The organism is Corynebacterium meitnerae, assembly GCF_027570075.1.
GTDB classification, from domain to species: domain Bacteria; phylum Actinomycetota; class Actinomycetes; order Mycobacteriales; family Mycobacteriaceae; genus Corynebacterium; species Corynebacterium meitnerae.
The window spans coordinates 1-26750 of the sequence record NZ_JAKMUS010000017.1 but is presented as its reverse complement, the minus strand read 5'-3'; the positions used below and the strand labels follow the sequence as shown (position 1 = coordinate 26750).

Genomic DNA, 26750 nt, shown 5'->3' with positions numbered 1-26750 from the left:
GATGTTGACACGCTTTTTAGCTGCAGGAACCATCGCCGCGGTGGCGCTGGGTGGTGCGGTGGCTCCGGCACAGGCTGAGGTGACGGAGCATGAGAAGGGGCATTTCTATTCCTCAGAGACCGGCACGTTGACCGGTGCCACGATTCAGGCGACGAACAAGGACCTTGTGGATCTGACCTGGCGTTCCGTGGCGGGTGTGCTGCTGACACGCCTGGAATCCTTCGTGTACCTCAACGATGTGGAGCAGCACAGCACCCCAGATTCTGTGCGTACCTGGCGCGAGGGCACCACCGACATCGTGGAGATGCGCTCCGTTGACCGGGAACCCGGCTCCAATACCGGCATTGAGGTTGTGCGCACGCTGCGTCTCGACGGCACAAAGGCCACCATCGACGTCACCCTGCGCAACACCACCTCCCGCACCCAGAAACTGCAGGTGGACCTGCAGCATGCCGGGACTAATGCTGCGCCTGCCTTCACCATCGAATCGGATCACGGCGCGTTGGTGACGACCACGGATCGCCCGGATTTCACCGTCAATGTGGACTTTTCGGGCAACCCGCAATCCACCGGTTTCTCCGGCGGCGGCAAGTGGGCTGACGCCCCCTACGGCAAGCCGGGTGTCAAGGGCTACCGCGGCATTGGTGGCGCGCGCTACCAAGGTGGCCGCTGGTTTACACCGCTTAAGCCGGGGGACACCTTCACCGGTTCCATGACCGTGACGGCCACCCCGGCCGCGCACGCCGTGGACGTGGACCGCGACGGCATTCCCGACGAATGGGAACGCGACGGCTACACCCCCGCCGGCACTAGCGACAAGTTGGATCTGCCGGCCTGGGGTGCATCCCCCGATAAGCCAGACGTGTTCTTGCAGCTCAACTGGATGGAACCGGAAGTGGACTCCAAGTCCTGCGCGCCGGGCGGCCGCTTCGCCCGCTCCACTGGCGGTTACAGCAGCTTCCTCGAGTGCGCGGAGGCCAACAAGAACGAGTACCGCCCGTCTAAGAAGGCACTGAAGGAGCTCGTGGACCTCTTCGCGGATAACGGCGTGAGGTTGCATATCGACGCTGGATCCTGGTTCAACACCTTCACCAACGACCCCGCCGAGATGAAGGGCGGCCCAACCGTGAAGTACAAGTTCCCGTACTACGACTCTGAGGCGGCCATTAAGCCGACCCTCGAAGCCGACCGCATGTCTTATCTGGGTGACCGCGCCAGCGTGTTCCGCCTGGGCATCATCGGTGACCGCTTCCTTGACGGGGATCACTCCTCCGGTGTGTCTTCCACCCCGGGTGGGTCCTTCTACGTGGCCAAGCAGTCCACCATGACCAGTGATGATCAGGTGCGCAACACGATCTTGCACGAGCTGGGCCACAACCTTGGCCTCACCCACGGTGGCACCTACGCCGTACCGGCGAACCGCAACCTGAATAACCTGCCGAATTACCTGTCCACGATGAACTACCTGTACCAGTTCTCCCACTTCGGGTATTCGGATAAGGAGTCCCGTTCCGGCGGCGTGCAGCCACCGGTGTGCGCGGTGAAGTACTGCTACTCGGGCTCCTATGTTGTGCCGGCGGACTGGCAGAACCTCTTGCTGGCGGAAGGCCTCAAGGGTCACAACACCCCTGATGCTGGTGACATCCACCACGAGGACTCCACCGTCCGCGACCTTGAAGTCAACGCCGCGGACAAGAACAGCGGCAAGGGTGGCTTCCGTCTGACGGAGGACCACGGCCACCGCAACGGCATTATCCCGGCCCTGCCGGATAACCACATCACCGGTGAGATTTCCAACCTCGGCCGTGCGGCCCACACCTTCATCCTTGAGGCCACCTACCCCGGTGGCGCGGTGTGGCGGGAGAGATTCCGTGTCGAGGGCATCCCGCATGACCTGCCCGCCGAGGATTCCACCGAGCCCACCGCCGGTAAGCGCCGCGTGAGCATCCCGCTCCAGGTGAAGAAGGACTTCGCTGGAGCATCCCTGCCGGTGACCATCCGCCTGTACAACGAAGGTGGCGTGCAGCAGTACAACGAGACGCTGTCCATCCCGGTGCTGGATTACAACTCCGAGGAGTTGTCCAAGGTCCTCGAGGAAGTTCTTGCGGACCCGAACGCCGACCCCAAGGTGAAGGAAGCAGCGCGGGAAACCGCTGAGCGCCTGAAGCAGGCCAATTCCGGCGGCGGCAACGGTAACGGCAACAACGGCGACGCGGACAATCCCATCGTCCGTCCGTCGCTGCCGAACAAGCCGGAGACCTCGCCGCTCGCGGGCAGCTCCAGCAAGGGCGGCTCCGGAATTGAAAGCGGCGCCGAGTGGAAGATCCCGCTCATCGTGCTGGGATCTCTCCTCGGCTTGCTTGGCCTTGGCGCTGCGGCGCAGTGGTTCTTGGCGCAGAGCCAGAACCGCTAGAGCTAGCTAGAACTCGATCGCCGCCGCACCCTTGATGTTGCGGAGGTTGGAGCGAGCAACCTTGACCATGTTGCCAATGCCGCCGTCAAGAACCGTCTTCACTGCGGATTCAGTGAAGCCCTTGATCATGGCCCAGTCGAAGTTCGGCGGCAGGGACAGGGCGTTCGGGTCGGTGACAATGTCCACGAGTACCGGGCCGTCGTGGGCCAGAGCCTTCTTCAGGGTCTTCTTCAGATCCTGTGGCTTTTCCACGCGGAAGGCCTTAATGCCCACTGCGGAGGCGATGTCGGCGTAGTTCACGCCGTCGTGGGAGGTGCCGAATTCCTTGAGGCCAGCCACCATCATCTCCAGCTTGACCATGCCCAGGGTGGAGTTGTTAAACACCATCATCTTCACCGGCAGGTCGTACTGCTTCACGGTGATGAGTTCGCCGAGCAGCATGGACAGACCACCATCGCCGGAGAAAGTGATCACTTGGCGGTCACGATCCGCGGCCTGCGCGCCGATGGCCTGGGGGAGTGCATTCGCCATGGTGCCGTGGCGGAAGGACGCCAATTCGTCCTTCTTGCCGTTCGGGGTGATGTAGCGGGCAGCCCACACGTTGCACATGCCGGTGTCGACGGTGAAGAGGGCGTTGTCGTCCGCAAGCTCGTCGATAAGCTGTGCTGCATACTCCGGGTGAATCGGGGTGGCCTTGTCGCTGGGGCCGAAGTTCTCAATGACGTTGTCCAGCAGCTTGGCGTGCTTCTTGAGCATCGAGTCGAGGAAGGAGCGGTCCTTCTTCTCCTCAATGTGCGGCAGGATGTTCTCAATCACGCTCTTCACATCGCCGACAACCGGGTATTGGACCTTGGTGCGGCGGCCGATGTTTTCCGCCTTGATGTCCACCTGCGCCACATTCGTGGTGGGCAGCCAGGCGTTGTACGGGAAGTCCGTGCCCAGAAGGATGAGCAGGTCCGCTTCGTGGGAGGCCTCGTAGCAAGCACCGTAGCCGAGCAGACCATTCATGCCCACGTCGAAGGGGTTGTCGTACTGGATGTTCATCTTGCCGCCGAAGGAGTGGCCGATCGGGGACTTGATCTTCTCCGCTAGGGCAAGCACCTCATCGCGGGCGCCCACGGTGCCCACACCGCAGAACAGCGTGACCGTCTTTGCCTCATTGATGGCCTGCACCAGCTGGGCGGCCTCTGCCGGATCCGGGAAGACACGCTTGTTGTCGCCGCGCGCGATCGTGGATTCCAGCAGCGGGATGTCCGCGGCGTCCTGGCTGGCAATATCACCAGGCATCACGAACACAGACACACCCTTGCCCGCCATGGTGGACTGGATCGCGTGATGCAGGATCCGGGCACCCTGCTCAGCGGAATTGGCCATCTCGCAGTAGCTGGAGCACTCCGCAAACAGCGACTCCGGGTGCGTTTCCTGGAAGTACTTGGAGCCAATTTCCTGGCTGGGGATGTGCGATGCAATGGCCAGCAGCTTGGCACCGTTGCGGTGCGAGTCATACAGGCCTTGCACCAAGTGGGTGTTGCCCGGGCCGCACGACGCAGCACACACGGCGAGTTCACCGGTCACGAGGGATTCAGCGCCGGCCGCGAAGGCTGCCGCTTCTTCATTTCGCACGTGAATCCACTCAATGCTGGATTCGGCCACTGCGTCGGAGACAGGATTGAGCGAGTCACCCACAATGCCGTAAATACGCTTAACGCCGTTTGCTTCTAGAGTCTGGACAATCTGGTGCGCAAAATCTTTGTTCATCATTCCTCCGTCACATTTCGTGTCGACGGGTTCCACGGTACGCCTGTTTCGCGCGACGCCTTTTTGCTTATCGACGCACCGCCTTCCCCACCTCCCCCACAAACGCCCCATCCGTGAAGTAATCCGAGTGCCCGCCGGTGATCCCGGGGATCTGCTCCGCCCCGAAGCGCGGGTCTGCCGGATTGAAACCGTGGACCGCATCGGCGCCGGAGCGCAGCGCCAGAATCGGATCAGTAGGGGAGTCCGCCACTAACACGCGGGTGTTGGTGCCAATGAGGTTGAGGTCATCGACGCTGCGCGCCGGCACGCCGGGGGAGCCGGCGAGGATGAGCTCGTCGGCAAACAGCCCATGGTCCATCGCCGCCCGCGCGGCCACCACCGAGCCGTAACTGTGACCGATGACCACCTGGCGGGCATCCGGGAAGCGCTCGTCCAGCGCCATCTGGAATGCCGCCAGGTCATCCGCACCCGCCCGCGCATAAGACGGATTCGCACCCGACGGGACCGACACCGGCGGGCGATAGCCCTGCCACACCACCACCGCGCCACCGGTCGTCGCCGCCAGCTGCTGTGCCCGCGCAATCGCGCCGGGAAGGTGTGCCGGGTCGCCCGTGGTCACGCCCGCCACCATGGTGGTCACACTGGACGGGTTGATCCGCCACGAATCATCCCCGGGTGGGCCGACCATGACGGTGTAGCCATCGCCGTAGTGGGGTCCAGTGTCATCGGTCAGGGGAGTGGCTTCCAGGAGCAGACCATCCGCCCCACGAACAGCATCGCGGATGGAGTTTGGGACGGTGTTCAAGTTCCGTTCGCTGATGCGCTCCAGCGGTTCATCGGGGTGGAAGACGAGCCGATCCAGGTCCGCCTCGTGCGCCAGCAGGCATGCCCCGGACACGGAGGCCGCGCAGGCTTGGTCCAACATTCGGATCTGCATCGCGAGTGCCGCCAACGCCGCACGATGCACCACCGACAATCCTGGATTGACTGCCGTGAGCTGCCCTAACCCAGCGCTGCCACTGCCGGCGAGGGCATCCCATGCCCGTTCCAATTCACGCTGCACCACAGCCGCCATGTCCAACACATCGGCCACGGCGGTAAGGCGCTCAGCGGGTTCCTCCAACGCCGCGCCCAGGGAGGTCAGGCGCTCTAAACCCTGGGTGGCGGTGGGGCCGTCGAGGCCGACGTCGATAAGCATCCCTCGATGCGTCCAGGCTTCTTCGATGCGTGAGCGAATGCTCGATGAGGCCTCGCGCATCTGCTCCGCGGAACGCGTGAGTTCGCTGGCTACAAGCATGATGAGCCCCCAAAGCCGTGGGTGCTATCAACCCGGCGCACCTCCTGGGCGAAGGTGGCCAGATCCGCCGCGTGGTCAGACACGTTGGCGGAGCGTCTAGCTATCCCGGCGAGCAATGTCTCATGGGCTCGAGCTAACGCCACGGCGGTGAGGCTGGGCGTTGACAAACCATCTAATTGCGGCAGGTGCCAGTCCGGGAAGGTGGGAAGTGAATGTGCTGGTGTTTGGATGTAATTCATGTTTCCGAGCAAAAACCATCGAGCCATCTAGCGCAAGGAAAACACGAAAAGTCGCCCGAAGGGCCTGTGGAATTCGCTTCAAATTCCACATACCCTGGGCGCATGCGAATTGGAATCGTGCAAGTCACCACCACAAAAGACACGCATGAAAATTTGTTGCTTGTCACTGAAAGCATTCGGGAGGCTGCCACGAAAGGCGCCACGCTCATCGTGTGCCCGGAGGCAACATCCCAGGCTTTTGACTCCGGCCGCTTAGACACCCAGGCCGAGGAACTCGACGGGCCATTCTCCACCGGCCTGCGGGAGCTGGCCGCGGAACTCGGCGTGATCATCGTCGCCGGTATGTTCCGCCCCGCCGATACCCAAGGGAAAGTCAACCGGGTGTACAACACCGCCCTGATCACCGGCAATGGCCACCACGAGGGCTATGACAAGATCCACACCTTCGACACCGCCACCTACAGCGAATCCGCCACCGTCAAACCCGGAACGAGGCTGCACACCTTCACCCATGAAGGCATCACCATTGGTGTAGCCACCTGCTTTGACATCCGCTTCCCGGAGCAGTTCAAGCAGCTCGCACGCGACGGCGCCCAGGTCATCGTCGTGCCCACGAGCTGGGCTGATGGGGCGGGCAAACTCGACCAGTGGAACATCCTCACCCGCGCCCGCGCTCTTGACGCCGGGGTGTTCATCATCGCCGCTGACCAGGCCCGCCCCGGTGGCCGCGCCAACGCTGGCCAAGCCTCCGGCCCCACCGGCATCGGCCACTCCATCGCCGTTGCCCCCGATGGCAGCGTCATCGCCCAGGCCGGCTACGAGCCTGACGTCCTCATCGTGGACATCGACCCGGACCAGGCGCCCAAACAGCAAAACGCGGTGCCGGTGCTCTAATACACCTGCGTCAGCGTCAACCAGTCCGACGTATCCGCCAGCGCCCGCAGCCCCGGCTCATCCACGCCGGCCGCATCCACGAGCAGCTCCACAGCCTCACCCGCGCCACGCTCCGCCGCCGCAAACACCGCGGCACGCGCACCGGCCAACGCGTCACCGCGCGCATCGATCGTGCCGCCCAGCGTCACGGCCTCACCGCTCGCGCGCCCCAACGTCCAATACTCGCCCACCCGCGGGGCCCACGTCGTGCCCGCCGCCGGCAAGAAAAAGACCAACTCACCAAAGCTATTCTGCGGGATCGCCGGCGCCAGGCAATCCCATGTCGGGTCAGCGTCCTCAGCATAAGTAGCCGCCTCCACCGCCTCCGGCCGCAACACCGGAAACACCTGGCCAGCCTCATATTCCACGGGCACGGGCGCGGACAAATGCACGGACCAAAAATCCACCTGGCTCGCACCGAAAAGCGGGCGCACGCCAACAACTTCCATCGCGGTCGCCGGGGGCTCGCCCGCAAGATCCGCCTCCCGCGCCGCACGCGCCATACGCGCCAGCCCAGCTAGCATGTGCTCACGCGTCGCGTCCACAGCATCATCCGGGTACGCCCACAGCACCGCATCCACGGCCTCAGCAACAGGGCCCATCAAGTCCTCATACGATTCAGCGGATACAGCAAGCCTTCGCCTATCGACGCCCACCTCTTCCACCCCACCCTGATCCCCCACCAGAGCCCCAATCAGGGAATGTGCCTCCGGAACCTGGGGAAGCCTACTGACCAGCTCTTCTAGCAAAGATGGGGGGAAATCCACGCGCGGTGTCATGTACTACAAGATACCGTGTCGCTCTCGACCGCTAAGCTAGCCAAGACAGTCCAGACAGTTAAGACAGTCTTGCGATCCAGCGGATCCCGCGGAGACACCACAAGCTGAAAGGCCCACCCATGGAATACACCCCTTACGTGTTGCTCACTGATGTTGGATGGATCTCCATCCTCCTCATCATCGGCAACGTCCTGCGTCAGCGGGTACGCGTCCTCCAGCAGCTTCTGCTGCCAGCGCCCATCACCGCCGGACTCATCGGCCTGTTCCTCGGTCCGGAAATCCTGGGGGTTATCCAGTTCTCCGACAAGATCGGTGCCTACACATCACTGCTCATCGCGGTGGTCTTCGCGTCCATGGCCTACTCCATGGACCTTGGCGGATCGGTGGCCAAGGGTGCGCGCAACATGTGGGCATTTTCCACCACCATGTTCATGTTCCAATGGGGCCTCTTCGTCCTGCTGGGTATCTACCTGTTCAAACCGGTCTTTGGTACCGAGGACTGGTTCGGCATGATGCTCCCCGTCGGCTTCGTCGGCGGCTTCGGTACCGCCGCCGCCGTGGGTTCTTCCCTCGAGGACACCGCTGGTGCCGTCGCCGCATCCTCCCTTGGCTTCACCTCCGCGACAGTAGGCACCCTGGTGGCCATCATCGGTGGTGTCATCGTGGCCAACTGGGGCATCCGTAAGGGCAAGGCAACGGAACTCCAGGGTGATCTGCCCAAGGAGCTGCGATCCGGCTACATCGAGAACGAAGCGGAGCGCCCCTCCATCGGTAAGGCAACCACCAACCCGTCCTCGATTGAACCGCTCGCTCTCCACGGCGGATTCATCGTGTTCACGGTGCTCGTGGCCTACCTGGTCAATGATTTCCTCTCCAGCGTCTGGAGCAACGTTTCCATCCCGCTGTTCGCCCTCTCCTTCGTCATCGGCTTCATCGGCCGTGGCTTGCTGCGCCTGTTCAAGAAGCCGAACTACCTGGACAAGGACACCGTCAGCGCCATCTCCGGCGCGGCCACGGACTACATGATTGCCTTCGGTATTGCCTCCATCGTCCCCGCAGCACTTGCCGCTTACTGGCAGGCACTCGTCCTGCTGTTCGTGCTCGGCCTCGTGTTCTGCCTCTTCTACCTGCTGGTCATGGCGCCGCTGTACTTCGGCGAGCAGTGGATCGAGCGCGGCCTCTTCGGCTGGGGTTGGGCAACCGCCGCAGTGGCAACCGGTATTGCGCTGCTCAAGATGGTGGATCCGAAGCTCAAGTCCGGCACGCTCAATGAGTACGGTGTGGCCTACGTCGGCTTCGGCCCCTTCGAAATCGGAATGACCATCCTCGCACCAATCGCCGTTCTCGCGTCCTTCACCGGCGTGTTCGGCTGGGTGTCCACGCTCATCGCCGCCGGCATCCTCATCATGACCTTTGCCCTCAAATGGGTCCCGGTCCGCGACGGCGCCAAAACCTAGCCAAAACCTAACCCGCCTCCTTCTCCCGCGCAGCCTTCGCGGCGTACCACACGGTGATGCCCTCCTGTATTCCCTTCCTGGACGCCGCCTCCACTCGGCCCACGGCATTCCACGGCGTCAAGTTCTCAATCCGCCGTTTCAACGCGCCAACCCGCCCCCGGAGCTCCTCATCCTCCGTATAAAAATACCCGAGCACATACGCCAATAGCTCCAGCTCATCGTCCGTGAAGACCAGCGGCGGCATCTTGTCGCCGCGCACCAAACGGTACGAATTCTCGCCGCGCCGCGCCACCTCAATCTCAAATCCAACGGCGCGGAGTTCCTTGATGTCGCGCCTCAACGTTCGCCTATCGACGCCCATCTTCCCCACCAATTCCTCCCCCGTAAACGCCTGCCCCGTTTGCAACACCGCCATCAACTCCGCCCCACGCAGAAACGGCGGGCATTTCGGCCGCCCCTCAAACACCGAAATCTCCGAAATTTCCACCCGCTTCATCCCGATTTCCCCCTGTTTCCCTTTCCTCGTGCCCAGCTCCCGGTTCCAGGTCCCCTTTTCCCGTTCCCTGTTCCCAGTTCCCCGATTTCCTTTGCTTCGACGTTAACCACCACGCTCGCGCCGCACCAGCAAAAACTGCCCACTTAAGTGGACACCCCACATTTTCCCGCCTCTCTCCCTGCTTTTCCCTCGCTCATTCCCTCGCTTTTTCTTTGCGTACCGGGCTTTTCGTGTGTTTCCTTGCTTTTCTCTTCCCCTCTTTCCCTGATCTTCTTCCTTTCCTTGTGCCTCCCGCATGTATATGTCTCGCGGAGGATGCGGACAAACCTGTCCATTTGGGCGCGGTTGACCCGCTGGACTGCATTTTTGGAGCTTTGAGAAGCGGACGCACAGTGTGTCCGCATCAACTTGGGGCAAAGTGGCTGGTCAGGGAGTCGAGCGTCGAGAAGCGGACAGATTTGTCCACACCTCATTTCATCCATATATATGCGCCCCGAGCTGCTCGCGAAGGGCTCACGAAAGGCTCGCGGAGGGCTCGCGAGAGGCTTGCGGAGGGCTCGCGCAAGGGTTCCGCAAAAGATTTTTGGAGTTGAGTGGAACAGACTCAAGTTTTAAGGCGTTGTAGAGAGTGACCAATTAATTTAGAACAAAGAAAAGCATGAAAGGAGCACTTCAATGAGCTCGTTTAATCCCACTACGAAAACGCAACAGGCGCTGCAGGAGGCGCTCCAGTCCGCATCCGCGAAGGGCAATCCGGATATTCGGCCGGCGCACTTGCTGCACGCAATTTTGACGCAGGAGGACGGCATCGCCGCGCCGGTGCTGAAGGCTACCGGCGTTGATCCGGAGACGGTGGCCAAGGAGGCGGCGGAGATCGTCGATGGCTACCCGAAGGCGGAGGGCCAGAACATGGCCAACCCGACGTTTAACCGGGATGGTCTTAACGCGCTGAACGCGGCGCAGGAATTAGCAGGCGAACTCGGTGATGAATTCGTTTCCACCGAGGTTCTGTTGGCGGGAATCGCGCGTGGTTCGGAGGAAGCTGCTGAGCTTCTGAAGAAGCGTGGCGCGACGTATGACGCTATTAAGGCAGCGTTCCCGTCGGTGCGCGGGCACAAGAAGGTGACTTCGGAGGCCCCGGAGGGCCAGTTCCAAGCTTTGGAAAAGTACTCGACGGACCTCACGGCGCGGGCACGCGAGGGCAAGATTGACCCGGTGATCGGCCGTGACAGTGAGATTCGTCGTGTGGTTCAGGTGCTGTCGCGCCGCACGAAGAACAATCCGGTTCTCATCGGTGAGCCGGGCGTGGGTAAGACCGCCATTGTGGAAGGCCTTGCCCGTCGCATTGTGGCCGGTGACGTACCGGAGTCCCTGAAGGGCAAGACCTTGATCAGTCTTGATCTGGGCTCGATGGTCGCTGGTGCGAAGTACCGCGGTGAGTTCGAGGAGCGCCTCAAGGCGGTTCTGGATGAGATTAAGCAGGCGGACGGCGAGATCATCACGTTTATTGATGAGCTGCACACGATCGTCGGCGCCGGCGCCTCCGGCGAAGGTTCGATGGACGCTGGCAACATGATCAAGCCGTTGCTCGCCCGCGGCGAGCTGCGCCTGGTCGGTGCGACGACGCTGGATGAGTACCGCAAGTACATCGAGAAGGACGCTGCTTTGGAGCGCCGTTTCCAGCAGGTGTACGTGGGGGAGCCGACGGTGGAGGACACCATCGGTATTCTCCGTGGCTTGAAGGAGCGCTACGAGGTTCACCACGGTGTCCGTATCCAGGACTCGGCACTGGTGGCCGCGGCTACGCTGTCGGACCGCTACATCACTAACCGTTTCCTGCCGGACAAGGCGATTGACCTCGTCGATGAGGCCGGCTCGCGCCTGCGGATGGAGATTGATTCTTCCCCGCAGGAGATCGATGAGCTGGAGCGTATTGTGCGTCGTCTCGAGATCGAAGAGATCGCGCTGACGAAGGAGTCTGACGCTGCTTCCCAGGATCGTCTTGCAACGCTGCGCCAAGAGCTGGCTGATCAGCGCGAGAAGCTCGGTGAGCTGAAGGCGCGTTGGGAGAATGAGAAGGGCGAGATCGATAAGGTTCAGCGCCTGAAGGAGGAGCTGGAGGATCTGCGGAACCAGTCCGAGATCGCCGAGCGCGAGGGTGACTACGCGAAGGTCTCCGAGTTGCGCTACGGGCGGATCCCGGAGGTGGAGGAGGAGCTGGGGGCGGCGGAGACGTCGACAAGCGTGAAAACAATGCTCAGCGAGGAGGTGACTCCTGATGTGATCGCTGATGTTGTGTCGAGCTGGACCGGCATTCCTGCGGGCAAGATGATGGAAGGCGAAACCGAGAAGCTCCTGCGTATGGAGGATGTTCTGGCTGGCCGCGTGGTTGGTCAGCGTGCGGCGGTGGAGGCCGTCTCTGATGCGGTGCGGCGTTCTCGCGCGGGCATTGCGGATCCGAACCGCCCGATTGGCTCGTTCCTGTTCCTCGGTCCGACGGGTGTGGGTAAGACGGAGCTGGCCAAGTCGCTGGCGGAGTTCCTCTTCGATGATGAGTCGGCGATGGTCCGCATTGATATGTCCGAGTACGGCGAGAAGCACTCCGTCGCGCGCCTGGTTGGTGCGCCTCCGGGATACGTCGGCTACGACGCGGGCGGCCAGCTCACGGAAGCTGTTCGCAGGCGCCCGTACAGCCTCGTGCTTTTCGACGAAGTCGAGAAAGCCCACCCCGACGTCTTCGACATCCTGCTGCAAGTCCTCGACGAAGGCCGCCTGACGGATGGGCAGGGCCGGACCGTGGACTTCCGCAACACGGTGATCATCCTGACGTCGAACCTCGGCGCGGGCGGCACGCACGACGAGATCATGGAGGCCGTCAAGCGCGCCTTCAAGCCGGAGTTCATCAACAGGCTTGACGACGTCGTCGTCTTCGACTCGCTCACCCAAGAGCAGCTGGTGGGCATCGTGGACATTCAGCTGGGCACGCTGGCTCGTCGCCTGGCGGAGCGCCGCCTGGTGCTCGACGTCACCGACGCTGCCAAGCAGTGGCTCGCCGACCGCGGCTACGACCCGGCCTACGGTGCTCGTCCGCTGCGTCGCCTCATCCAGAAGGAGATCGGCGACAAGCTGGCCAAGAAGGTCCTCGCCGGCGAGATCCGCGACGGCGACACCGTGCACGTCGACGCCGCGCCGGGTGGGGACACCCTGGTGATCGAAGGTGGTGCTGGGGACTAACTTGACGAGTGTCAGATATGGCAGTTAAGTTAGTTGTGACAGTTAACCGATGGAAGGAAGGTGGCCTCAATGAAAACTCTCGACCCAACGGCATTTAGTACTGCCGATGTAGAGAAGCTCGAAGAGGTCGCCTCCTCCGACCTTCCCCCTCAGGTCAAGGCCCTTATCCACGAGATCGTCGACTACGTACGTAGTGGCGAAACGATTTACCTGCTGCACAAGGATGAGGAGCTCACCCCGAACGAGGCAGCAGAGCATCTCAAGATGAGTCGCACACACCTGTGCAAGCTCCTCGACCGCGGCGAGATTCCCTTCCGTAAGGTTGGCACCCACCGCCGCATCCTCGTCAGTGACCTCGTGGCCTTCAACGAGAAGCGCCATGCCGCGCAGCTCGAACTTGCTGAGCGTTTCGCGCACCACAGCGAAACCACTGCCGCTTCGAATGAGGCCCTGGCGGACCTGGCCTAGACTCATCCCCATGCACCAACCCCTCACCACCATCTACGCCCGCACCTTGCTGCCCGGCGTGGAGAACGAAGAGCTGGCCGCCCACGATCTTGGAGGTGGCCACTTCGTGGTGGCATCGGTGCCGTTTTTGGATACGAGCATCAATGTCGGGGACATCGTCGAGTGCGTCCGCGTTGGCGGCCGCCTGCACATTAACCAGGTGGTGGTGAAGGGCGGCGCCGAAACGGTGCGCATTCTCGTGCAGCGTCCCGGCCCGAACGACATCGCGGAAACGCTGCTGGCTTTCGGCTGCCGGGTGGAGATGGGCCCGGGCGGAATGCTCGGCGCTTCCCTCGGCCCGGACGCGCCGAAGGATGGTATCCGCGAGTGGTTGGAAGGCCTTGAAACTCAGGGCATCATTTCGCTCGCGTAGGTAGTGTGGGCGCCATGAGCGTCTACGTTTCCTCCGAAGAGCTGCGCGAACTGATTCGCACCGGCCAGAAGTTCACGCTGCTGGCCGCGCTGTGGGATGAGCACGCTGGCCGTGCACGGTCTGCCTTTCACTCTGAGCACATTCCTACGGCTCAGTTCTGTGACATGTCGTTGCACCTCGTGGGTACGCCGACCGCGGAGGTCGGCCGCAATCCGTTGCCGTCGTTGGTGCGGCTGAGTGAGACGTTCCGGCACTGGGGGATCGCGGAGGATCGCCCGGTCATTGTTTATGACGTCGGCCACGGCGTTTTCGCCGCCCGCGTGTGGTGGACGCTGCGTTGGGCGGGCGTGGAAAACGTCCGTATTCTCGACGGCGGGTTCGCCGCATGGGATGCGCTCGGCTTCGACACGGTCGCCGGCCCCGGCCCCGTCAACGTCCATTCGGAGCTTGACGCGCAGCGCGGCCAGGTGCCCACGATCGACGATGTGCACGGTTTTAAGGGCCTGCTTATCGACGCTCGCCAGCCCAACCGCTTCCGCGGCCTCAAAGAACGCTTGGACAAGAAAGCCGGCCACATCCCCGGTGCGCGGAATCTGCCGGTGCAGGATCTCTTTGACGGTGACGGCATGGTGAAACCTATTGACGAGATCCTGGAACGCTTCGCCCACCTGGGCATCACCCACACCACTGATCCGGCCTCGACCGTTGTCTATTCCGGCTCGGGCAACCACTCCGCCAAGTTGCTGGCCGCAGCCGTTCATGCTGGTCTGCCGATGCTCACCCACTACATCGGCGGCTGGTCCCAGTGGGCTGCGGACGTGTCCAACCCGGTCTCCCGCGACATCTAGCCCCGCGACTGCCCGGGGCTCGGCCCCACCCCGTCGCACCTCGGCCCCATGCCCGCCCGCCTGGGCCCAGGAGGAGCACATATATAGCTGAAATGACATGCGGACAAATCTGTCCGTTTGCCTCCCGAAAAGACCGTAAACAGCGCAAACGCCCCATTTTCAAGCGGACACATTCTGCGTCCGCTTCTCCAGCCCTCTTCAACGCTGGTCACGGCACCACTGCTCCCCAAACGGACACATTTGTCCACATCACTTGTCGCACATATACCCGCACTCTTGACTCACGCATACGCCCGCGCCTACCCGGGATCAACCCCAACTCCCGATACAGTGCTAACCGATGGGTTTTGTACTACTAACACTCTCCGTGCTCGCCCTGGTCGGGGCGAGCCTTTTGTGGCGCGCGGATTCCGCTGAGAGTTCTAGCCAGAATTCCGCCCTGAAAACCCCACAACCAGCCACAACCAGCAAACCCAAGCAACCCAAAACCCCCAAACCCAAGCCCGCCAAGAAGCCTAAGCCCACCAAAAAGCCCAAGGCTCACAAACTCTCCCGCCGCGCGCGCCGTGAGTGGGCCACGGCCAACGGCTTCACCTACACGAACGAGGACGAGTTCCTCCACGACGAGTGGACCCGCGGCGCCGCCGCCACCGGCGCGCCGATCCGCGACGTGCTCACCGGCACCAAGTTCGGCCACGAAACACGCATCGCGGACATCGACGGCACCACCGTTATTGGCATGGGAACGGGTATGACCAGTGATGTTGTCGTGGATATGCGTCGTCTCCCGCTGACTCGGCAGCTGTCGGACGATCTCGTCGAGGTCGCCCAAACTGAAGGTTTCGCGGTCTTCGCCTCCGAGGCCGGCCCGGCCGAGCGGATGCTCGATGTCCGCGTCCGCACGGCGCTGGAAATGCTCCCGCAAGAGGTCGGAGCGGTCTGGTTCGAGTCAGAGTGGGTCGTCGCGGAATTCGAGGAACCTGCAGGCTGGGATGCGGTTTTCGCACCCCTCGCGCTGCTCGCTGACGCCGCGCGCACCCTCCCGCCCGAAACCTGGCCACGCCTCGAGCTCGCCAGCACTTCGCGGGAGATGGGGAAGCCCATGCTTATCGATGCCCCCTCCTCCCAACCCCAATCCCACCCCTCCCATCCACCCATTGCCCGCCCGGAGGAGCCGTTGGAGATGCCCACGCGCCTCACCGGCAGCGTGAAGGGCGAGGTAGCGGACCATGAGGTGGGATCGGATGAGATCAACGCGATCGGCACTGGCGGCCAGGACCCGCAACCTAATGACGGCACCCGCGTCGCACGCAAACTCGACCCGCCCTCCATTTTCGGCGACTAACCACCCGGCTACCCCACGGACTAACTCCGACTAATCCACCGGCTAACGCACGGCTTTTCCCCGAAGGTGGCTAACCTTAGTGGCATGAGTGCCACAACTATTGATGCTGCCGCCAAAGCCCGTCTTGCTGAGCTCGTGAAGGAGCTCGCTGTTGTCCATGGTCGGGTGACGTTGAGTTCCGGTAAAGAAGCTGATTACTACGTGGATCTGCGCCGCGCCACGCTGCACCACGAGGCAAGCCGCCTCATCGGTGCTCTCGTGCGCGAGCTGACCGCTGACCTGGATTTCGACGCTGTTGGTGGCCTCACCCTCGGAGCCGATCCCGTGGCCACTGCCGTGATGCACGCGGACGGTCGCCCGATCGACAGCTTCGTGGTGCGCAAGGAAGCGAAGAAGCACGGCATGCAGCGCCGCATTGAGGGCCCGTCCATCAAGGGCAAGCGTGTCCTGGTTGTGGAGGACACGACGACCACCGGTAACTCCCCGCTCACGGCCGTTGAGGCGTGCCGCGCGGAGGGTGCTGAGGTGGTTGCGGTCGCCACCGTGGTCGACCGCGCGACGGGTGCGGACAAAGTGCTTCACGAGGCCGGCCTCGACTACCGCTTCCTCCTCGGTCTGGATGATCTTGGCCTCGCCTAATCCCGACACTCCCGACAACTCCCATACCCCCGCGGACCCCGCCGAGAGCACCTCTGAGGCGAAGGGCCCCACCGAGTGGAACGAGGGCCGTCACGGTGTTGGCCCGTGGGAGGGGGAGTGGCCTGCGGATCCGCGTTTGGATCCCCAGTTTTTGGAGAACGGCGATACCCGCAATGTTGTTGACCAGTACCGGTACTGGTCGATGGATGCGATTCGTGCGGATCTGGATGAGCGCCGCCACCCGTTTCATGTCGCGATTGAGAATTTTGAGAATGACATGAACATCGGCACCGTTGTCCGCACCGCGAATGCGTTTCTGGCGGAAGCGGTGCACATTGTGGGGCGACGCCGCTGGAATCGCCGGGGTGCGATGGTGACGGACCGCTACCAGCACATCATTCATCACGAAACCGTCGCTGATCTGATGGCCTGGGCCGCGGAGCGCGGCTTGGCTGTCGTGGCTATTGATAACACTCCGGGCTCAGTGCCATTGGAGACCGCGGAGCTGCCGCGCGAGTGCGTGCTCTTGTTTGGGCAGGAAGGTCCGGGTGTGACGGTGGAAGCGCAGGATGCGGCGATGATGACGTGTTCGATCGCGCAGTTCGGTTCGACGCGTTCGATTAATGCGGGGGTTGCGGCGGGTATCGCGATGCACGCGTGGGTGCGCCAGCACGCCAATCTTGAGGACGCCTGGTAGGTTCCGCGCCGCGGGGGAGCGCGGATATATGTGTGAAAAGAGGGGCGGACAAATGTGTCCGTTAGGGGGTCGGTGGGGTTGTGACCAGCGTTAAAGAGGGCTAGAGAAGCGGACGCAGAGTGTGTCCGCTTGAAAATGGGGTGTTTGTGCTGGTTGCGGTCTTTTAGGGAGGTATGCGGACAGGTTTGTCCGCATGTCATTTCAGCTATATATGTGCTCTGCGCGAGGGAGAGTTAGGGGGAGAGGTTTTGCAGTTGTGGGGTTTTCTTCCCTGGTTACGGAAGGGAGGGGACGAGGCCGAAAGGCAAGGAAGGGAGAGGAGGGAGCGGGGAAGCCCGGAAGCTAGAAAGAGCGAGAAATGCGGGGAAGCGAGGGAAAGAAGAGAGAGGGAGGAAGTAAGGAGAGGAGGGGGAGGGGAGAGGGGAGAGGAGAGGGAGAAAAGCGCAGGGGAGGCGCTAGAAATGGGGGTTGGCTCCCAGTAACGAAAGGGAGTAGAAAATAGATAAAGATTTATTGAAAGCGCGCCGCGAGAATGCGCGAGAATGCGCGAGAATGCGCGAGAATGCGCGGGAATGCGCGGGAATGCGCGGGAAAAGCGCTGGAACGCGCTGGAAAGCACTGGAAAAGTGCGGGAGAAGGAGGCAGAGTGGCACGCATGAGACCATCTGTCTCTGACTCGGCGGAAATGTGGGCGCACCGGGCGGACCTCGCTGAAGCGGCGATCAATGAGCGGCACGCGTCGCGGTTGTGGGGGTTGCCGCGGACGAACCTCGCGGTGGTGGCGTGGCCGGCCACTCAGCAAGAAAAGGCGTTCGTGACGTGGCACTACTGGTGGCAGGCGCATTATGTGGACTGTCAGGTGGATGCGGAGCGTCGTCAGTCGACGAAGGCACGCCGGGCAAGCATTGTGCGCACGGTGCGGGGCATTCGGATCCGGAACCGCCGCAGCCTGTCTAAGAACCGGTACTACGACGACAAGGCGTGGCTGGCGCTGGCGTTGGCACGAATTGGTGCGGAAGAGGGTTCGGCGAAGAAGGCTGGGAAGTCGGGGAAGTCGAAGCTGCGGTTGTCTGGGCTTGCTGGGCTGCCGGGGGTGTCGAAAGTGGCGCGGTTGTTGCGCCGACCGGTGACGCGGATTCGGGCGCTGGAAGACCTGGAGTTCAACATCCTCGCGGGGTTGGACAGCGTCACGGGTGTGCTGCCGTGGCGGACGGATGACCGCTTCTTCAACGTGCCGGCGAATGGGCCGGCGGCGATCATGATGGCGCGAAGTGGCAGGTTGGATAAGGCTCGTGAGGTGATGAGCTGGATCTTCGACCACGTCATGGCGGATAACGGGCTCGTGCAGGACGGAATCCGTTTGCATGCGGATGGTCCACGGGCTGTGGAGATCGCGTACTCCTACAACCAAGGCACGGTCTTGGGGGCGGCGCTGGAGATTGCGATTGCGCTGGGGAACGAGGAAGACAGCAGCGCGGAGGAGCAGATGTTCTACATTGCTCGGATCCATGACCTGGTGCGGGCAGTGGGGAAGCATATGGCGACGCCGGCGGGGGTGATTGATAACCCTCGCGACTGCGGACCGAACCAGGGTGGGGACGGGGCGCTGTTCCAGGGGATCTTGGCGCGCTACCTCGCTGACGTGGCGGTGCGGTTGCCGGATGAGACGGCGCAGGGGCGCGCGGCGAAGAGGGAAGCGGCACGGCTGGTGATGTCGTCAGCTGCTGCGATGTGGAACAACCGCCTTGAAGTGGACGGATTGCCTGTGTTCCCGGTGCGCTGGGTGGTGGGGGCGAGGTTGCCGCATAACTATGGGGGTGGGGAGGCGCATATAGGCAAGAGCCCCAAAATTCCTGAACGGGACCTTTCTGTGCAACTTTCTGGCTGGATGTTGCTCGAGGCTGCAGCGCGGGTCGCGCAAAGCGGGCATACTAGTTAACGTAACCGCATTCGAGTGAGAGGACTCTCCATGCCTATTGCAACCCCTGAGGTTTATAACCAGATGCTCGACACGGCCAAGAAGGAAGGCTTCGCCTTCCCGGCCATCAACTGCACCTCCTCGGAGACCATTAACGCTGCACTGCGTGGTTTCGCTGAGGCAGGCTCGGACGGCATTATCCAGTTTTCCACTGGTGGCGCCGAGTTCGGTTCCGGCCTGTCGGTGAAGAACAAGGTTGCGGGTGCGGAGGCTCTCGCGGCGTTTGCTCACAAGGTGGCTGAGCAGTACGACATCAACGTGGCGCTGCACACGGACCACTGCCAGAAGGAAGTTCTGGACGAGTACGTGCGTCCGCTGATCGCGATCTCCCAGGAGCGCGTGGACCGTGGTGAGCTGCCGCTGTTCCAGTCCCACATGTGGGATGGTTCCGCCATCCCGATCGATGAGAACCTGGAGATTGCGCAGGAGCTGCTGGAGAAAGCTCGTAAGGCCAACATCATTCTCGAGGTTGAGATCGGTGTTGTCGGTGGCGAAGAGGACGGCGTTGAGGCAAAGGCAGGCGCGAACCTGTACACCTCGCGCGAGGACTTTGAGAAGACCATCGACGCAATCGGTACCGGTGAGAAGGGCCGCTACCTGCTGGCAGCCACCTTCGGCAACGTCCACGGTGTGTACAAGCCGGGCAACGTGAAGCTGCGTCCGGAGGTCCTCGACATGGGGCAGAAAGCGGCCGTGGAGAAGCTTGGCCTGTCCGCTGGTGACCGTCCGTTCGACTTCGTATTCCACGGTGGCTCTGGCTCCGAGCCGGAGAAGATCGCTGAGTCCCTGACCTACGGTGTGGTGAAGATGAACGTGGACACCGACACCCAGTACGCATTCACCCGCCCGGTGGCGTCCCACATGTTTGAGAACTACGACGGTGTGCTGAAGGTCGACGGCGAGGTGGGCAACAAGAAGGCCTACGACCCGCGCTCCTACCTGAAGAAGGCAGAGCAGTCCATGTCTGAGCGCGTTGTTGAGGCGTGCGAGAACCTCAAGTCCGTGGGCAAGTCTGTGTCCCGCTAAACACCCCTCAACTTAAAGGTCAGGCCGCTAAAATGGCCTGACCTTTTGTATTCCCTCGAACAAGTGTGATGCCAATGGAACGACGAATGAATCGCGTGCGTATGTCCACGCGCCAGCGCATGGCGGCGGTGGAGGATTCGCTGGAAGCGCGCCTGAAACGTGTGCTGCAGCGCTTCTGGCCGGCACTCCAGGTGGGTGTTGCGGCGGGTTTGGCGTTCTTCATTGCGTCGGAGTGGGCGGGCCACGGGCAGCCGTTCTTCGCGCCGATCAGTGTGGTGATCATCGTTGGGCTCTCCGGCGGCGAGCGGATTAAGCGCGCGCTGGATATGTCGCTGGGGTGCATCCTGGGAGTGCTCGTCGGCGACCTTGTGTTCGCGCCACTCGGCCCGGGCGGCTGGCAGATCGCGCTGGCGGTGTGTGGGTCGATGCTGTTCGCGTCGTTTTTCTCCAAATCCATGCTGGTGGCAAACCAGGTGGCTATCGGGTCGATTCTGATTTCCACGATCATGCCGCCCGATGCCGCCGTCACGGGACTCGACCGCGCGGTGGACGCGTTCATCGGGTCCGCGGTGGGCCTGGCCGTTGTGGCGCTCGTGCCATCAGCGCCGCTCACGGCCGCGCGCCAGGAGATATCCAAGGTCCTCGCTATTTTGAGCTCCGTGCTTGACGACGTCTCCACCGGCATCTCCCGCCAAAACCCCACCGAGATGGCCCTGGCATTGGAAGCCATCCGCGGCACGCAGTCCGACATTGATGCGATCTCCACCGCCACCAAATCCGGTGAGGAATCCACTCAGCTCTCGCCGTTTTTGTGGGGCTCGCGCCGTGATGTTCAGTCCTTGTCCCGCATTGTTCCGTCCACCGACAACGCGGTGCGCACCACCCGCGTGCTGGCCCGCCGCGCCCTCGTGCTGGTGGAGGACCAGGACATTGTCTCGCCGAAACAGTTGTGGATCTTGGACCAGCTCTCCTCCATCGCGCTGGAATTATCCGACCTGTTTGAGGCGAAGACAAAAGTCAGCCGTGCCCAAGGCATTCCGGCGGTAGCGAACCGCCTGCGCGCCCTCGCCGCGGAGACCGGACTAGAGGTCCTTGACCTGGACTGCCAGCCCCCGCATGGCCCCTACTCACCGTGCCAGGGCCCGAATGCTGATGAGGTCAACGCCACCGTGCACCAACCAACGGACAAGAGCCGCGAAGCCACCCTGTCCGCCGCGGTGATTCTGGCGCAGTCACGCTCGCTTATCGTCGACCTGCTGAAGATCTGCGGCTGGTCCCGCGAATCCGCGGTAGCGATGCTTAAGCCGACCTCCGAAACCCCCGCCTACCCGCCGGAGCTGGGCACGGGTGACGTTGGTGGACAGGGAAGCGACTAATCGCAGCCCCGGGTGAAGGATTTGTACCGAGCCTATCCGCAAGGGCTATAAACTCGCAGGTCAAAGGTTGGTATAGCCCCACCATCGGGCGCTGCGATGTAAAATCCTTCACCCGCCAGCGCGACTACCTACCCGCGCACCGCCTGAATGTCGCGCAGGTGCCGGTAGAACGTCACGCGCTCCACCGGGCGCTTGGCAGCCACACCATCGACGGTGACCAGAATGCCCTGCCCACCCGACTGCAGCGCACGCCCCGTGGGCGTGTGCGTGGGGTCCAGCGGTGAGGGCACAAATTCACGCCCACCCCACAGACGCGGGAAGCGTCGCGCCGGGGGATTAACCGGCCCCACAATCGCGGCAGCCGCCAGGCCCGGGGCGGAAACAGTAGGAACTAAACGCGCACCATACGGCGTCACGGCACCGCGCCGGGCGGGTTCACCGGTGCCGCGGATAAGGACAGTGCTGTCCACGACGATCTCGCCAAAATACGGCGCATCATCAACGTGCTGCAGCATCGCCGAACCAGCAACAACCACACCGGAGTCATTGCGGATACACGGGATCGGGCGAACGGGCCCGGACACCGCAAGGGCGAGGCGCTCCGCAGAAGAAAGATCCGCCAGCCCCCACAGCACCGAAGCGGGGGAGGTGGGATCCACGGGCAGGTAGGCCACCTCCGCCCAGAGGTAATCCGCGCGCATCATGCGGGTCAGCACCGCACTCAAGGCCGCGTCCGTGCCGGACACAATGACGCGCAAAGGCTCGTCCGGCTGCTGGGGCGCAAAAGTGGGCTCCCCCAGATGCGACACCGACGGCGACGCCGCAATCTCCTGCAACGACGGCGTGGGGTCAACGGGGAGGACTAACCGCGCGACCTCATCAAGAAACCGAAGGTCTTTCCGCGAAGGGATCGCCGGAAGCCGGTGCTCCTCCACATCCACAGCACCGCCAAAAATAAACCCAGTGTCACACGCGCAATGAACAAGCCGCATGGCGCTCACGCTACAGCCCCACGCCCACGGTTTGTATATTGAGGCCATGTCCCACGAACCAATCCGCGTCTGTGCCGTTGTCTTCCGTGATGCCGAAGGCCGCGTGTTGGCCGTGCGCAAGAAGAACACGCACCGCTTCATGCTGCCCGGCGGCAAGCCCGAAGCAGGTGAAACGCCGCGCGACACCGCCGTGCGCGAGGTCCGCGAGGAGATCGGCACCGCCATTGACGCCACCACACTTACCCACCTAGGCACCTTCCGCACAACCGCGGCGAATGAGGCGGGACGTGAGGTGGAAGGCACCATCTTCACCTGCCCTGCCACGGTGGATCCGGTACCGGCAGCAGAGATCGCGGAAGTCCGGTGGATCGACCCGCACAACCCACAAGATGCCGGCGTAGACCTCGCCCCTTTATTAGAGACAAAGGTCTTTCCGGCGCTCACTGCGAACAATCCAACAGGGTAGCGGTACAATAGCGCTGGACTTTTGCGGGCTGACCCCGCAATGAGCACGCACATGACAGCTGTGAACACAGCGTGAATTAGGGAGCGTTTCTATGGCGGCCATCATTATCGTCGGTGCCCAGTGGGGCGACGAGGGCAAGGGTAAGGCCACGGACATTCTTGGTGGCAGGGTCGATTATGTGGTGAAGCCCAACGGCGGCAACAACGCCGGCCACACCGTTGTCGTGGGCGGTGAGAAGTATGAGCTGAAGCTTCTGCCAGCGGGTGTGCTCAGTGAGAACGCCACCCCGGTGCTGGGCAACGGCGTGGTGGTGAACTTGGAGGCTCTGTTCGAGGAGATCGACGGCTTGGAGGCCCGCGGCGCGAATGCGAGCCGCCTGAAGATCAGCTCGAATGCGCACTTGGTATCCCCGTACCACCAGACGCTGGACCGCGTGCAGGAGCGCTTCCTGGGCAAGCGCGCGATTGGCACCACTGGCCGCGGCATCGGCCCGACCTATGCGGACAAGGTCGCCCGCGTGGGTATCCGCGTCCAAGATCTTTTCGACGAATCCATCCTCCGCCAGAAGATCGAATCCGCTCTGGATGTGAAGAACCAGATGCTGGTGAAGATGTACAACCGCAAGGCCATCGACCCGGAAGAGGTGCTGGAGTACTTCCTCAGCTACGCCGACCGCGTGAAGCCGATGGTCATTGACGCAGAATATGAGCTGAACAAGGCTCTTGACGAAGGCAAGCACGTGCTCATGGAGGGCGGCCAGGCCACCATGCTGGACGTGGACCACGGCACCTACCCGTTTGTTACGTCCTCCAACCCGACTGCCGGCGGCGCCTGCGTGGGCACCGGCATCGGTCCGACGAAGATCACCGCGTCCCTGGGCATCATCAAGGCGTACACCACCCGCGTGGGCGCCGGCCCATTCCCCACGGAGCTCTTTGACAAGTGGGGCGACTACCTCCAGGAAACCGGCGGTGAGGTCGGCGTGAACACCGGCCGCAAGCGCCGCTGCGGCTGGTACGACTCCGTGATCGCCCGCTACGCCACCCGCGTCAACGGCTTCACCGACTACTTCCTGACCAAGCTGGACGTGCTCACCGGCATCGGCGAGATCCCCATCTGCGTCGCCTACGACGTCGACGGCGTCCGCCACGACGAAATGCCGCTCACCCAGTCTGAGTTCCACCACGCCGAGCCCATCTACGAAACGATGCCGGCCTGGGACGAAGACATCACCGGCTGCCGCACCTTCGAGGACCTCCCCCAGAAGGCTCAGGACTACGTCCTCCGCCTCGAGGAACTCTCCGGCGCACCGATCAGCTACATCGGCGTCGGCCCCGGCCGCGACCAAACCATCGTTCGCCACGACGTCATGGAGCGCTAAAGCTCAACCACCGCATAACGCGCCTTTCCCGCGAATGGGGAGCGGCGCGTTTTGCTTATCAGCATCATCGGTTTTGTCTATACCCCCGTTGGTGGGGATGGGAGGAGGGTGGTTTAAAACCGCTGGTCGCATTCACCTGCGATTTCATGGGAATTCCAACCTATTTTGATTTTGTGTAGAAATGGAAAAAGCTTTGTGGTGGAGACATTTTGTTGCCGCTGATAGTTTTTATAGATGTGAGAAACCGTATGGTGCCCGCAATTATTGCTGTGCGCCGTTAAAGCATCTCATGTACGGACTGCGCCGCTACGCTTCATGCCCCCTGGCGCGGACCGAATTACTTATTACTTTCACTTCTTTGGAAGGAAAACATGAACATCAAGAATATTGCCCGCCGCCGTGGCGTAACCATCGCGGCCGCGGCACTTTCTGTTGCCATGGTGAGCCCTTTCGTCCACGCCGTAACGCCAGGGACACCGTTCGTCTCGGTTGCTAACGCGCAGCCGGACCAGGCAAGCACCCCCCCCGCGAGCGGTAGCGACAAAGCCATCTACTCCCCGGGCAAGGCGACCCAGAAGGGCACCATCTCCGGTTCTGTCAAGGAGATCGTCGAAGCCAAGATTGGTTTTGGTAACGTTCAGGACTCTGGTAAGGCACTGAAGGGTGTTAAGGTCTACGCCCAGTGGTACGAGGGTGAAAACACTCAGCATTCCTCGCCGGTCTACTACACCGAGTCTGATGCTAACGGTAACTTCACCCTGAATATGGCTCCATACACCGATGCTCTCGGTGTGACCCGTGAGTTCCGTGCGGATGCCAGTGTAGGTAACTTGAATGATGGTGCTGACTGGAGCCGGGATGAGAACCGTGAGAAAATCCGCGTGTGGACCGAACTTCCGGAAGACCTGACGGATAAGTACCGTCTGGTGCACCAGCCGGCAGCTGGTATCTTCCCGGGTATTGGTGCTAATACCACCCCGACTACACAGGGTGATCACCAGTGGGGCGGCAACAAGATCACCGGCATGACCATCCAGTACGCGCAGAAGGACAAACTGCCGCAGCATCTCCCAGAGAATAAGTGGGCGGAAAGCACCGGCACTGGTGGCAACGGTGGCACCTACGCCGGTCGAGCTTTCTGGAACCTTGACGTTCTGCAGGGCGCTAAGAACCACAACACAGTGAGCGCCTTTGACGGTAAGGACGTTCCTGCCGCTGGCATGAAGGTTGTTGGCTCCTACCTCACCGATGACGCGGTGAACAAGATTGAGGCGTACGCGAAGAGCAACTTCGCGGGCAAGACGTTGCGTGGCAAGGGCTGGACCCCTGTTGATGAGCAGGGTCTGCAGAAGTGGATCAATGAGCAGGTGGCAGCGGATCCAGAAGGCTGGATCGCAGAAACCCTGACCACCACCACCGGCGCTGACGGTACGTTCGAGCTGCGGTGGAAGGGCCTCTATGGTTACAGCCACAAGACGCGTGGACTTGTGTCTGAAGACAAGTTCGGCAAGCTCGCAGGTTCCCATGGCGAGGGCAACTGGACTAACGGTCTTTCGAGCTCCAAGCACGTCAATATGCACTGGAGCTACGTCAGCATTCTTGGCAAGGACGGCAAGCCGCTTCCGGACAACATCGGCGCGCTGTACCCGTGGGCTCTTGGCCAGTGGGCTGGCCCGGGCTTCGGTGCTGACTTGAACGCTGGCGCTAACGCGCAGCTCTTCGGTGGCGACGGCGCACTCATCGGTAACACCATTGACAGCTACACCGGCTGGAACATCGCGCTTGCTCCGCAGGCTTTGAAGTTCGACGTTGTCGATAAGAACACCACCGACAACTGGGCCAACCTTGGTGACAAGGTCCAGACTGATACTGCCGGTCTGCCGATTGCGGACAACCTGAACTACTACATCGAGTGGGTCGACAAGAACGGCAAGGTCGTTAAGACGTGTGCAACCGCTAAGCCGGACTCCGCAACCAAGATCCCGAGCTGTGAGCTCGAGGTTCCAGCGGACGCTCAGACCGGTGACACGTTCACCGCTCGCCTGAAGGTCACCCCTAACAACCCGGACCCGAAGAACGACCTGGTTCTGGCGATGGATGCCTTCGCAGTCGCTCGCGACTATCTCGCGTACGACCCGATCGACGCGAAGCGTGGCGAGGAGGCCACCTCTGAGCCGAAGTTCGACAACCCGGCAACCGAGACTGAAGAAACCAAGCCTGACAAGGCTAAGTTTGAGCTCGGCAAGCTGCCTGAGGGCGTCACTGAAGACCAGGTCAAGGTTGACCCTGCGAACGGTGTTGTGACCTTCACCCCGAAGGCTGACCAGGCTGCTAAGGCGTACAGCTTCCCAGTCGTCATGCGCAACGAGGAACTCCAGGTTCCAGTTCTCGACGAGAACGGCGACCCCGTCAAGGACGGATCCGGTAACCCGAAGACCCAGGGCCGCATCGTCGCTCGCGCTGACGCTACCTTCAACGTTGCAGAGCTGACTGCTGCGACGGTTGAGCCGAAGTAC

General features: G+C 62.2%; 21 protein-coding genes. 16 read left to right on the top strand and 5 right to left on the bottom strand.

Going from position 1 to position 26750, the window contains the following annotated elements:
• Position 1: 1 nt before the first annotated feature.
• A complete protein-coding gene (locus L8U60_RS09375; protein WP_269966106.1) occupies positions 2-2413 on the top strand; it encodes a hypothetical protein in 2412 nt (803 codons plus the stop codon).
• Between the two features lie 6 nt (positions 2414-2419).
• On the opposite strand, the gene L8U60_RS09370 is transcribed toward L8U60_RS09375, so the two are convergent.
• Both L8U60_RS09370 and L8U60_RS09365 read right to left on the bottom strand, forming a co-directional pair.
• Complete coding sequence (locus L8U60_RS09370; protein ID WP_269966127.1) at positions 2420-4171, bottom strand: pyruvate dehydrogenase; 1752 nt, start codon at positions 4169-4171, stop codon at positions 2420-2422.
• Between the two features lie 67 nt (positions 4172-4238).
• On the bottom strand, positions 4239-5468 hold the full coding sequence (locus L8U60_RS09365) for an alpha/beta hydrolase (RefSeq protein WP_269966105.1): 1230 nt from the start codon (positions 5466-5468) through the stop codon (positions 4239-4241).
• 341 nt (positions 5469-5809) lie between these two features.
• Between L8U60_RS09365 and L8U60_RS09360 the strand changes: the two genes are divergently transcribed.
• Entirely contained in the window at positions 5810-6601 is a 792-nt protein-coding gene (locus tag L8U60_RS09360; protein ID WP_269966104.1) for a carbon-nitrogen hydrolase family protein, read from the top strand.
• Here the strand turns inward: L8U60_RS09360 and L8U60_RS09355 are convergent.
• On the bottom strand, positions 6598-7419 hold the full coding sequence (locus L8U60_RS09355) for a hypothetical protein (protein WP_269966103.1): 822 nt from the start codon (positions 7417-7419) through the stop codon (positions 6598-6600). The genes L8U60_RS09360 and L8U60_RS09355 overlap by 4 nt on opposite strands.
• 119 nt (positions 7420-7538) lie before the next feature.
• Here L8U60_RS09355 and L8U60_RS09350 point away from each other — a divergent pair, with 119 nt between their 5' ends.
• Positions 7539-8876, top strand: a complete 1338-nt coding sequence (locus tag L8U60_RS09350) for a sodium/glutamate symporter (protein WP_269966102.1) — start codon at positions 7539-7541, stop codon at positions 8874-8876.
• Positions 8877-8883: 7 nt separating this feature from the next.
• On the opposite strand, the gene L8U60_RS09345 is transcribed toward L8U60_RS09350, so the two are convergent.
• The gene (locus L8U60_RS09345) at positions 8884-9372 is read right to left on the bottom strand and encodes a helix-turn-helix transcriptional regulator (RefSeq protein ID WP_269966101.1); all 489 of its coding nucleotides are present in this window, start codon (positions 9370-9372) and stop codon (positions 8884-8886) included.
• A gap of 675 nt (positions 9373-10047) precedes the next feature.
• Here L8U60_RS09345 and clpB point away from each other — a divergent pair.
• The 10 genes from clpB (at position 10048) to L8U60_RS09295 (ending at position 21395) form a co-directional block, all read left to right on the top strand.
• Entirely contained in the window at positions 10048-12606 is a 2559-nt protein-coding gene (gene clpB, locus L8U60_RS09340; protein WP_269966100.1) for an ATP-dependent chaperone ClpB, read from the top strand.
• A 69-nt stretch (positions 12607-12675) separates the two neighbouring features.
• Positions 12676-13074, top strand: coding sequence for a helix-turn-helix domain-containing protein (locus tag L8U60_RS09335; protein WP_269966099.1), 399 nt, complete (start codon positions 12676-12678; stop codon positions 13072-13074).
• A gap of 10 nt (positions 13075-13084) precedes the next feature.
• Complete coding sequence (locus L8U60_RS09330; RefSeq protein ID WP_269966098.1) at positions 13085-13486, top strand: DUF4265 domain-containing protein; 402 nt, start codon at positions 13085-13087, stop codon at positions 13484-13486.
• Positions 13487-13500: 14 nt separating this feature from the next.
• The gene (locus L8U60_RS09325; RefSeq protein ID WP_269966097.1) at positions 13501-14334 is read left to right on the top strand and encodes a sulfurtransferase; all 834 of its coding nucleotides are present in this window, start codon (positions 13501-13503) and stop codon (positions 14332-14334) included.
• A gap of 340 nt (positions 14335-14674) precedes the next feature.
• Positions 14675-15679, top strand: coding sequence for a type III secretion system chaperone family protein (locus tag L8U60_RS09320; protein WP_269966096.1), 1005 nt, complete (start codon positions 14675-14677; stop codon positions 15677-15679).
• 84 nt (positions 15680-15763) lie between these two features.
• Complete coding sequence (gene pyrE / locus L8U60_RS09315; protein WP_269966095.1) at positions 15764-16318, top strand: orotate phosphoribosyltransferase; 555 nt, start codon at positions 15764-15766, stop codon at positions 16316-16318.
• Positions 16305-17015, top strand: a complete 711-nt coding sequence (locus L8U60_RS09310; RefSeq protein ID WP_269966094.1) for a TrmH family RNA methyltransferase — start codon at positions 16305-16307, stop codon at positions 17013-17015. Before pyrE ends, L8U60_RS09310 begins: the two co-directional genes overlap by 14 nt.
• A gap of 655 nt (positions 17016-17670) precedes the next feature.
• Positions 17671-18954 (top strand): glycoside hydrolase family 76 protein, encoded by a 1284-nt coding sequence (locus L8U60_RS09305; RefSeq protein WP_269966093.1) that lies wholly within the window; start codon positions 17671-17673, stop codon positions 18952-18954.
• A 30-nt stretch (positions 18955-18984) separates the two neighbouring features.
• Positions 18985-20019 carry a class II fructose-bisphosphate aldolase gene (fbaA, locus tag L8U60_RS09300; RefSeq protein ID WP_269966092.1) on the top strand — a complete coding sequence of 345 codons (1035 nt, stop codon included), beginning with the start codon at positions 18985-18987 and terminating at the stop codon, positions 20017-20019.
• 74 nt (positions 20020-20093) lie between these two features.
• Positions 20094-21395 (top strand): FUSC family protein, encoded by a 1302-nt coding sequence (locus L8U60_RS09295; RefSeq protein WP_269966091.1) that lies wholly within the window; start codon positions 20094-20096, stop codon positions 21393-21395.
• A gap of 128 nt (positions 21396-21523) precedes the next feature.
• Here the strand turns inward: L8U60_RS09295 and L8U60_RS09290 are convergent, their stop codons facing one another.
• Positions 21524-22387: a hypothetical protein gene (locus L8U60_RS09290; protein ID WP_269966090.1), complete on the bottom strand. Its 864-nt coding sequence runs from the start codon at positions 22385-22387 to the stop codon at positions 21524-21526.
• A gap of 46 nt (positions 22388-22433) precedes the next feature.
• Between L8U60_RS09290 and L8U60_RS09285 the strand changes: the two genes are divergently transcribed.
• From L8U60_RS09285 to L8U60_RS09275, 3 genes are all read left to right on the top strand, one after another.
• The gene (locus L8U60_RS09285) at positions 22434-22853 is read left to right on the top strand and encodes an NUDIX hydrolase (protein WP_269966089.1); all 420 of its coding nucleotides are present in this window, start codon (positions 22434-22436) and stop codon (positions 22851-22853) included.
• A gap of 91 nt (positions 22854-22944) precedes the next feature.
• Positions 22945-24234: an adenylosuccinate synthase gene (locus L8U60_RS09280; RefSeq protein ID WP_269966088.1), complete on the top strand. Its 1290-nt coding sequence runs from the start codon at positions 22945-22947 to the stop codon at positions 24232-24234.
• A gap of 371 nt (positions 24235-24605) precedes the next feature.
• Positions 24606-26750 (top strand): Rib/alpha-like domain-containing protein (locus tag L8U60_RS09275; protein WP_269966087.1); only part of this gene is annotated, 2145 nt, incomplete at its 3' end.

Coding starts and splice junctions, on each gene's coding strand:
- L8U60_RS09375 (WP_269966106.1), top strand. CDS start 2: ATGTTGACACGCTTTTTAGCTGCAGGAACCATCGCCGCGGTGGCGCTG.
- L8U60_RS09370 (WP_269966127.1), bottom strand. CDS start 4,171: ATGAACAAAGATTTTGCGCACCAGATTGTCCAGACTCTAGAAGCAAAC.
- L8U60_RS09365 (WP_269966105.1), bottom strand. CDS start 5,468: ATGCTTGTAGCCAGCGAACTCACGCGTTCCGCGGAGCAGATGCGCGAG.
- L8U60_RS09360 (WP_269966104.1), top strand. CDS start 5,810: ATGCGAATTGGAATCGTGCAAGTCACCACCACAAAAGACACGCATGAA.
- L8U60_RS09355 (WP_269966103.1), bottom strand. CDS start 7,419: ATGACACCGCGCGTGGATTTCCCCCCATCTTTGCTAGAAGAGCTGGTC.
- L8U60_RS09350 (WP_269966102.1), top strand. CDS start 7,539: ATGGAATACACCCCTTACGTGTTGCTCACTGATGTTGGATGGATCTCC.
- L8U60_RS09345 (WP_269966101.1), bottom strand. CDS start 9,372: ATGAAGCGGGTGGAAATTTCGGAGATTTCGGTGTTTGAGGGGCGGCCG.
- clpB (WP_269966100.1), top strand. CDS start 10,048: ATGAGCTCGTTTAATCCCACTACGAAAACGCAACAGGCGCTGCAGGAG.
- L8U60_RS09335 (WP_269966099.1), top strand. CDS start 12,676: ATGAAAACTCTCGACCCAACGGCATTTAGTACTGCCGATGTAGAGAAG.
- L8U60_RS09330 (WP_269966098.1), top strand. CDS start 13,085: ATGCACCAACCCCTCACCACCATCTACGCCCGCACCTTGCTGCCCGGC.
- L8U60_RS09325 (WP_269966097.1), top strand. CDS start 13,501: ATGAGCGTCTACGTTTCCTCCGAAGAGCTGCGCGAACTGATTCGCACC.
- L8U60_RS09320 (WP_269966096.1), top strand. CDS start 14,675: ATGGGTTTTGTACTACTAACACTCTCCGTGCTCGCCCTGGTCGGGGCG.
- pyrE (WP_269966095.1), top strand. CDS start 15,764: ATGAGTGCCACAACTATTGATGCTGCCGCCAAAGCCCGTCTTGCTGAG.
- L8U60_RS09305 (WP_269966093.1), top strand. CDS start 17,671: ATGAGACCATCTGTCTCTGACTCGGCGGAAATGTGGGCGCACCGGGCG.
- fbaA (WP_269966092.1), top strand. CDS start 18,985: ATGCCTATTGCAACCCCTGAGGTTTATAACCAGATGCTCGACACGGCC.
- L8U60_RS09295 (WP_269966091.1), top strand. CDS start 20,094: ATGGAACGACGAATGAATCGCGTGCGTATGTCCACGCGCCAGCGCATG.
- L8U60_RS09290 (WP_269966090.1), bottom strand. CDS start 22,387: ATGCGGCTTGTTCATTGCGCGTGTGACACTGGGTTTATTTTTGGCGGT.
- L8U60_RS09285 (WP_269966089.1), top strand. CDS start 22,434: ATGTCCCACGAACCAATCCGCGTCTGTGCCGTTGTCTTCCGTGATGCC.
- L8U60_RS09280 (WP_269966088.1), top strand. CDS start 22,945: ATGGCGGCCATCATTATCGTCGGTGCCCAGTGGGGCGACGAGGGCAAG.